We start from the raw sequence: 7,710 nt of genomic DNA, 5'->3' as shown, positions 1-7,710 counted from the left end.
CGGCGCGGTCAAGCGCTGGCTGCGCAGCGCCTCGATGGCGCAGCTCGTGCCGCGGCGCGCCGACTGCGTCGCCGCGGTGCGCGAGCTGGCGGACCTGGAGTTCGTCAACGGCGGGGGCACGGGCTCGCTCGACGTCAGCGCCGTCGACGACTCTCTGACGGAGCTCGCCGCCGGCTCCGGTTTCTACACTCCGGTGATTTTCGACCGCTTCGCCGACATCGACCACGTGCCGGCCGCGTTTTTCGTCTGCCAGGTCTCCCGCCTGCCCGCGCCGGGGTGGGCCACCGTGAATTCCGGTGGCTGGATCGCCTCCGGTCCGCCCGCCGCCGACCGGGTTCCCGTTCCCGTCTACCCGCAGGGGCTGGGCTACTCCGCCACCGAGGGCGCCGGCGAGGTGCAGACGCCGCTTCACGGCAGCGCGGCACGCCACCTCCGCATCGGCGACCCGGTGTGGTTCCGCCACGCCAAGGCCGGCGAAATGACAGAGCACGTCGACCACGTCATCGCGGTTGACTACGACGGTGCCCACCACGAGTGGGACACCTACAGAGGACAAGGATGGACACTGCGATGAGCCGCACGCTAAAGAATGGGAAGTTCCGCAACTGGGCGGGGTCCGTGACCACGCACCCCGATTGCGTCCACTACCCCACAACGATCGACGAGGTCGCGAACATCGTCAGCGACCTGCCGCCCGGCCGCAGCATCCGCCCCGTCGGCGGCGGGCATTCCTTTACCCCCGTCGCCGCCGGCGAGCAGGACATGATGAGCCTGGACAACCTCTCCGGCATTGTCAGCGTTGACCGCGCCCGCAAGCGTGTTCGTTTCCTCGCGGGCACCCGGCTGCACCACATCCCGCAGATGCTGGCGCCCTTCGGCCTTGCGCTGGCCAACCAGGGCGACATCGACACCCAGTCCATCGCCGGGGCGATCTCGACTTCAACGCACGGCACGGGCATCGGCTTCACCGGCTTCGCGGGCACGGTCACCGCGCTTGCGCTTGTCGACGCCTCCGGCAACCTCCGCACCTTCACAATCGACGACGACCCCGAGGCGCTACGCCTGGTCACGGTGTCGCTCGGCGCGCTGGGCATCATCGCGGAGGTCGAAATGCAGTGCGTGGACTCCTTCGACCTGCTTGCGGTCGAAGGCGCCGAGGACTTCACCGACGTCCTGGACACGTGGGAGGAGCGCACCCGCGCCGTCGACCACTACGAGGCCTTCTGGTTCCCGCACACCGATCGCGCCATGGTCAAGACCAACAAACGACTTGGGCCCACCGCCCCGGCGCCCGGCGGCGAGCCCCGCCCGCGCACCTGGCTGACCCGGACTTTCGAGGAAGAAGTCATCGGCAACGGCGTGTTTGCCGCGTCTTTGGCGTTCACCCGCCGCGTACCTGCGGCGATACCGCGGCTCAACGCGATCTCCGCTGCCGCGATGGGCGCGACCACCTACCGCTCGCGCGCCCACGAGGTTTTCGCGTCACCGCGCCGCGTGCGCTTCCACGAGATGGAGTTCGCCGTGCCGCTTGCCGACGGCCCCGCAATCGTGCGCGGGCTGCAAAAAGAAATCGATGACCGCGGCTGGTTGATCCCCTTCCCTTTCGAGCTGCGCTCCACCGCCGCGGACGACGTCGCCCTGTCGAGCGCCACGGGCCGCGAGTCGATGTACATCGCCATCCACGTGCCCAAGGCAATGAACCCGGCCAACTACTTCCCCCGCTTCGAGGAAATTCTGCGCGCCGCCGGTGGCCGCCCGCACTGGGGCAAGATGCACACAATGGGACGCGAGGATTTCGCGGACATCTACCCTCGCTTCGACGAGTTCTGCGCCCTGCGCGAGGCCATGGACCCGAACTGGGTGTTCGGCTCCGCTCACCTGCGCCACGTGTTCGGTTAGACGAACAGTCCCAGCGACGTGGAGTGGTAGACGGTGCCGAAGGGGGCGTCGACACGCACCCAGCGGCCCGAGGTGGAGACCCGCAAATGCCGCGGCACTTCGACGGGGGCGGCGAAGCCGGGGATGAGGCCCAGCGCGGTGCAGGTGAAGATCATCCGCATCGGGATTTCCACCGGGGCATCGGAGTCGGCGTCGGCGGTGAGCACCGTCTGGTTGAGCAATGACGCCGGTGGGCCAAGCGGGCCGGAAAACTGGCGCGCAAGCGCACGACCTTCGTCCGCGAGGTGGCGCACGACGGTAACAGGTACGACATCGCGCTCGCTGAACCCCCCGCGCGGGGGCAGCGCGCCGGGCCAGTTCGGGTCGCGCGCCGCGCCGACGCGCGCCACCTCCGCTTGAAGGGCGTTGAGCAGGTCACTGGCGGCAACTGCCGCGCCGTCGCGGGATACAGACCCGGAAATGCGCCGGGAGGCGACGCAATCGAACGGGGTGGTGACAAAGACGTCGACGTGGTCGTCGTCAAGCTGGGCGAACCGCGCTGTCGCCGAGGCATCGAGGCCCACGGCACGGCCCACCAGTGAGATCAGGCCGGGGCGGCCGCTTGTGACGGTGAGCGATTCTGCGCTCACTCGCCATCCTCGGCGATGCCGGAGGTCAAGATCCCCATTTCTTTTTCGGTGATCGCCCGGGGAGTCGCGGTCTTCACATCGACCACCACGAGGACGCTAGTGACGGTGCAGCACACGTTGCCGTGCCGGTCAATGATGTCCTGGCGCGTTGTAAAGGAGGTGTTGCCCACCTTGATCACCTCGGTGCGCACCAGGATCTCCCTGGTGTCCGGCATGATCGGGCGGACGAAATCGGCCTCGACGTGGCGCACGAACACCTGGAACGAGCCGGAGGTGCCGAAGAACTTCGTCGCGAACGCCAAGCGCGCCTCCTGGGCGTACTCGATGTAGACGGCGTTGTTGACGTGGCCGTAACGGTCAAAGTCGTCCCACCGCGCCGGCAGGCAGAACTCGTGGGGCTTGGTCGTGGAAGTGTTTTCAGTCATGTGTCCTCCTCATCTCGTGGTTAGTCAAGCGGGCCGTTGCTAGCGCGTCAGCCTGCGGTGGGTGACGCGCGACGGCTTCGCGGCATCCTCGCCGAGGCGCTCCACCTTGTTCTTCTCGTAGTCGCCGAAGTTGCCCTCGAACCAGAACCACTTGCCTTCCTCGATGTTGCCCTCCCACGCGAGGATGTGGGTGCAGGTGCGGTCCAGGAACCAGCGGTCGTGCGAGATGACCACCGCGCAGCCCGGGAACTTCTGCAGCGCGTTTTCCAGCGAGCCGAGGGTTTCAACGTCCAGGTCGTTGGTCGGCTCGTCGAGCAGGATCAGGTTGCCGCCCTGCTTGAGCGTCAGCGCCAGGTTGAGGCGGTTGCGCTCACCGCCCGAGAGCACCTTCGACGGCTTCTGCTGATCCGGGCCCTTGAACCCGAACGCGGAGAGGTAGGCGCGCGAGGGCATCTCATTTTGGCCGACGTGGATGTAGTCCAGGCCGTCGGAGACGACCTCCCACACCGTCTTCTCCGGGTCGATGTTGGCGCGGTTCTGGTCCACGTACGACAGCTGGACCGTCTCGCCGACCTGGACCTGGCCGGCGTCGGGCTGTTCGAGCCCGACGATGGTCTTGAACAGCGTCGTCTTGCCCACGCCGTTCGGGCCGATCACGCCGACGATGCCGTTGCGCGGCAGGGTGAAGGAGAGATCGTCGATGAGGATTCGCCCGTCAAAACCCTTCTCAAGGTTGCTGACCTCGACGACCTTGTTGCCCAAACGCGGCGGGGTCGGGATCTGAATCTCCTCGAAGTCGAGCTTGCGGAACTGCTCGGCCTCTGCGGCCATTTCCTCGTAGCGCTCCAGGCGGGCCTTGTTCTTCGCCTGGCGGGCCTTCGGTGAGGAGCGCACCCAGTCCAGCTCGTTCTTCAGGCGCTTCTGCAGCTTCTGGTCCTTCTTGCCGCTGACCTCGAGGCGCTCCGCCTTCTTTTCCAGGTAGGTGGAGTAGTTGCCCTCGTAGGGGTAAAGCTTTCCGCGGTCGACCTCGCAAATCCACTCCGCGACGTTGTCGAGGAAGTAGCGGTCGTGTGTAATTGCCAGCACGGCGCCCTTGTAATCCTGCAGGTGGCGCTCCAGCCACAGCACGCTCTCGGCGTCGAGGTGGTTGGTGGGCTCGTCGAGAAGCAGCAGGTCCGGCTCGGACAACAGCAGCTTGGCCAGCGCGACGCGGCGGCGCTCACCGCCCGAGAGGTGGGTCACGGGCGCATCGGACGGCGGGCAGCGAAGTGCCTCCATGGCCTGCTCGATCTTCGAGTCAACCTCCCACGCGTCGGCGGCGTCGAGGGCCTCCTGCAGCTTGCCCATCTCCTCCATCAGCTCGTCGGAGTAGTTGGTGGCCATCTCCTCGGCGATCTCCTCGAAGCGCTGCTTCTTCTCGAAGATGTCCCCGAGGCCCTCCTCGACGTTTTCGCGTACCGTCTTGTCCTCGTTCAAGGGCGGCTCCTGCAGCAGGATGCCCACGGTTGCGCCCGGATCGAGGAAAGCTTCGCCGTTGTTCGGCTGATCCATGCCGGCCATGATCTTGAGCAGCGACGACTTGCCGGCGCCGTTGGGCCCGACGACACCGATTTTCGCGCCGGGGTAGAAGGCCATGGTGACGTTGTCGAGAATGACCTTGTCACCGATGGCCCTACGAACGTTCTTCATCGTGTAGATGAACTCAGCCACTTAAATTTTCCCCTTATGTGCCCTATTGGTTGATGCAATTCTCCACTTAGGGTACATCACGGGGCAACACTGACCCCGCTAAAAGGGAACGCCCTCGCCTTCCGCCGCTGCGTCGGCGAAGCTCAGGTCGGAATCACTGTGCGCCGGGACCGGCTGGCGGACGAGGTCCTCGGCGCTGTTGCGCGTCGGGGTCGTCTCCGGGGCGAGGTCCTCACCGGTTTTCAGCGCCACCGGAGCCATACCCTCCGGTGTGTTGGACTGGTTGGTGGTCTTCTGCGAGGACACCTGGTAGTTGCCCAGATCGAAGGCGACCTTGAAGGCCTTGAGCACGTTCTTCTGCCGGGTTGCCGGCTTGCCGTCCTCATCGGTCTGCGAGGGATCGGCCCAGGAGTCGGTGACCAGGGACCCGACGAGAAGCACCGGCGCACCCTTGAACAGCGATGCTTTGGCGTTGATGGCGAGCTGGCCCCAGCATTCGACGTCGAGGTAGAGCGTGTCGGTCTCCTGCCAGATCGGCTTCTGGTTCTGGTCGAGCTCGTTGGTGCGGAAGCGCCGGGACGAGGCGATCCGGAATTTGGTCAGGTACTTGTTGCTGTCGAAGTGCAGCATCTCCGGGTCGAAGATCAGGTTGCCGGAAACGGTGATGTGCATGTGGCTCACGAGCGAGCCCCCCTTTTTTCTCGTTGGTGGCGTGTGACGCCGCGCGGCGAGTGACGCGCGGTAGTTTCACACTTGCACGTCAGGGCGACGCGGTGGTGGGGGCGTCGGAAAGCCTGTGGATAAACCCCGGTCTGTCCACAGATTTGGCCAGGCGTTCGGCGATTACTTGCGCCGGGAGCCGCTGTCGGAGTACTGCGCGAGCATCTCGTTGTAGCGGCGCCACTCCTCGTCGTCCGTCTCCTCGGCCTGTCGGTCCAGCTCGCGGGTTTCGGCCTTGTCCTCGCGCCACCACTGGTAGAACAAAACGGCAAACACTACGGTCAGCGGGAACGACCCTGACGCCCAGGCGATGCCGCCGCCGGTTTGCTGGTCCGCAAGCAGGTCCGGCTCCCACGGCAGGTTCAGAGAGTTGTAGAAGTCTTCGCCCATGATGACGCCCAGCTGCATGAGGTAGACGCCCATGAACAGGTGGATGGGCATGGACACCCAGAGCCACGCGAGGCGCACTTTTGCACTCGCGCGCCCCTCGATGTGGTCTGGTCCGATGAGCTCCCAGAAGTAGAAGTACCCGGAAAGCAGGAACATGCCGTTCATGATCACATGGCCCGCGTGCTCGGAGATCATCAGCTCGTACAGCGGGATGGAGATGTAGAGGATGTAGAAGAAAAAGACGAACTGCGCCAAGGACACCGGCGGCCACGTGATCAGGCGCAAAAAGCGCGAGCGCTGGAAGGATTCCACCCACATGCGCGGGTTGAACTCCCCCGCCGGGTACGCGGCTGCGACCAGGGTCAGCGGCGCGCCGAGCACGAGCAAAACGGGTGCCACCATGGACAACACCATGTGCACGATCATGTGCGCGGAGTAGGACGCGGGCATGTGCATTCCCACACCCGACGACAGGGTGGCCACCACCGTGGCGCAGCCGAGGAGCCACCACACGGTGCGCGAGTGCCGCCAACCGTCGACGCGGCGGGCCAGGTGCAGGTAGTAGACCGCAAGGAGCAGGGCGATGACGCTGTAGAGCAGCTCGAAGCGCCACTGCCCCAGCCAGTTGGTCACCGTGAGGGGTTCGGTGAGGGCGTAGCCCATCTGCAGCTGCATCTCGCTTAAGCCAACGACGCGCGGCGGGGGCGGCGGCGTGCGCCCCAGTGTGACGGCCACGCCGGTCACGGCGGCCATGACGAGCACTTCCACGGCGGCGAGGCGCGTAAAGGCAGTGCGGTCTGTGCCCAGGCGCGGGATGGTGATCGAGCGGTGCGCGTAGCCGATTAGCCCCAGCACCAAAAGGGCGACCGTTTTGGCGACCAGCACCAGCCCGTAGTTGTACTGCAGCAGGTCCTCGGGCCGCACGCGTATCGACGCATTGATCACGCCCGAGACCAGCATCACCAAAAAGGCAAACAGCGCCACCTGCGAGTAGCGGCGCGCGGCGGCGTCGAGGTGCGGCCCGAGGCGGCGTCCGTAGGCGACGAGCGCCATGAGCGCGCCAATCCACAGCAGCATAAACACCAGGTGCCACAGATAGGAGTTGGTGCCGTAGTCGTGGTCGCCGCCTGTGGCGGAGTGGCCCGTCAAACCCAGCGGCATGATCGTGGCCAGCGAGCCGACCAGCAGCGCAACCTGCGCCCACCAAGAGTGCGCGCCAAGGGCCGCGACGCCGACAACACCGGCAATCGCCGCCACGCCGAGCCACACCTGCGCGTCGGCCACCTGCTCAAGCGCGGTCGCCCACGCTGACGGCTCGAACAGAACCTGGCCGAGCGGGGTGCCGGAGACGTCGGAAAGCACGAGCGGAATCATGGTCAGCGCGATCAAGCACACGCTTAACGACGCCCACCCGGCGGTGCGCGAGGCGATCACCCCGTCGACGCTGAGACGGGCGCCGTTGAGGTCATCGCCGGTGCGTCGCGGCGGGATGAGGAACGCCGAAAAGAGAAACGACCCCGCTGCCAGGGCGGCGCACAACCACGCCGTGGCACGCAGGGCGGGCAGGCCGAAGGTGGTCATGGTTCCGGGGTCCGGGATGCCCAGCGCGGCCAGCGAGTCGTCGGAGAACATTGTCGCCACTGTCCCCGCCACAAGAGCTGCGACAACCACTGCGGCCGCGTAGAAAGGCCACGCGACCTTGACCGCCGCCGTTGCCTGCATGGTGTGCGAGCCGTTGTGTGACATACCTTCACACCATACTTTCGATGGAGGTCGCGGCATAACCGGAAGCGGGATTCCCGGGCCCTCTGCGCTATACTTCCTAACTCGCACGCAGGGCACACCCCTACCGTGCATTGCCCCCATAGCTCAGTGGATTAGAGCATCCGGTTTCTACCCGGCTGGTCGCGGGTTCGAGTCCTGCTGGGGGCGCAGTTGTCCCCAGTCGCACCAAGGTG

7 protein-coding genes and 1 tRNA gene are annotated in these 7,710 nt (G+C 65.9%); 3 read left to right on the top strand and 5 right to left on the bottom strand.

Going from position 1 to position 7,710, the window contains the following annotated elements:
• Nucleotides 1-574, top strand: a 574-nt coding sequence (locus tag HMPREF0298_RS03545) for a type III PLP-dependent enzyme domain-containing protein (RefSeq protein ID WP_006839730.1), incomplete at its 5' end; no start/stop codon positions are given.
• Nucleotides 571-1,899 carry a D-arabinono-1,4-lactone oxidase gene (locus tag HMPREF0298_RS03540; protein WP_040422460.1) on the top strand — a complete coding sequence of 443 codons (1,329 nt, stop codon included), beginning with the start codon at nucleotides 571-573 and terminating at the stop codon, nucleotides 1,897-1,899. The genes HMPREF0298_RS03545 and HMPREF0298_RS03540, both read left to right, overlap by 4 nt.
• Here the strand turns inward: HMPREF0298_RS03540 and HMPREF0298_RS03535 are convergent.
• The 5 genes from HMPREF0298_RS03535 to HMPREF0298_RS03515 form a co-directional block, all read right to left on the bottom strand.
• Complete coding sequence (locus HMPREF0298_RS03535) at nucleotides 1,896-2,528, bottom strand: DUF8185 domain-containing protein (protein WP_006839728.1); 633 nt, start codon at nucleotides 2,526-2,528, stop codon at nucleotides 1,896-1,898. The genes HMPREF0298_RS03540 and HMPREF0298_RS03535 overlap by 4 nt on opposite strands.
• A complete protein-coding gene (locus HMPREF0298_RS03530; protein ID WP_006839727.1) occupies nucleotides 2,525-2,953 on the bottom strand; it encodes an acyl-CoA thioesterase in 429 nt (142 codons plus the stop codon). Before HMPREF0298_RS03530 ends, HMPREF0298_RS03535 begins: the two co-directional genes overlap by 4 nt.
• A 39-nt stretch (nucleotides 2,954-2,992) precedes the next feature.
• Nucleotides 2,993-4,663, bottom strand: a complete 1,671-nt coding sequence (gene ettA, locus HMPREF0298_RS03525) for an energy-dependent translational throttle protein EttA (RefSeq protein ID WP_006839726.1) — start codon at nucleotides 4,661-4,663, stop codon at nucleotides 2,993-2,995.
• A 78-nt stretch (nucleotides 4,664-4,741) separates the two neighbouring features.
• Entirely contained in the window at nucleotides 4,742-5,314 is a 573-nt protein-coding gene (locus tag HMPREF0298_RS03520) for a single-stranded DNA-binding protein (protein WP_006839725.1), read from the bottom strand.
• A 171-nt stretch (nucleotides 5,315-5,485) separates the two neighbouring features.
• Nucleotides 5,486-7,498: a bifunctional copper resistance protein CopD/cytochrome c oxidase assembly protein gene (locus HMPREF0298_RS03515; protein WP_006839724.1), complete on the bottom strand. Its 2,013-nt coding sequence runs from the start codon at nucleotides 7,496-7,498 to the stop codon at nucleotides 5,486-5,488.
• A gap of 112 nt (nucleotides 7,499-7,610) precedes the next feature.
• Between HMPREF0298_RS03515 and HMPREF0298_RS03510 the strand changes: the two genes are divergently transcribed.
• A tRNA-Arg gene (locus tag HMPREF0298_RS03510) sits at nucleotides 7,611-7,684 on the top strand.
• Nucleotides 7,685-7,710 lie beyond the last annotated feature (26 nt).

The organism is Corynebacterium lipophiloflavum DSM 44291 (assembly GCF_000159635.1).
Classification (GTDB): domain Bacteria; phylum Actinomycetota; class Actinomycetes; order Mycobacteriales; family Mycobacteriaceae; genus Corynebacterium; species Corynebacterium lipophiloflavum.
This window is presented reverse-complemented; position numbering and strand designations above follow the sequence as displayed.

What these genes read in the sequence shown, in the direction of transcription:
- HMPREF0298_RS03520 (WP_006839725.1), bottom strand. Translation starts at nt 5,314, where the DNA reads ATGCACATCACCGTTTCCGGCAACCTGATCTTCGACCCGGAGATGCTG.
- HMPREF0298_RS03515 (WP_006839724.1), bottom strand. Translation starts at nt 7,498, where the DNA reads ATGTCACACAACGGCTCGCACACCATGCAGGCAACGGCGGCGGTCAAG.
- HMPREF0298_RS03540 (WP_040422460.1), top strand. Translation starts at nt 571, where the DNA reads ATGAGCCGCACGCTAAAGAATGGGAAGTTCCGCAACTGGGCGGGGTCC.
- HMPREF0298_RS03530 (WP_006839727.1), bottom strand. Translation starts at nt 2,953, where the DNA reads ATGACTGAAAACACTTCCACGACCAAGCCCCACGAGTTCTGCCTGCCG.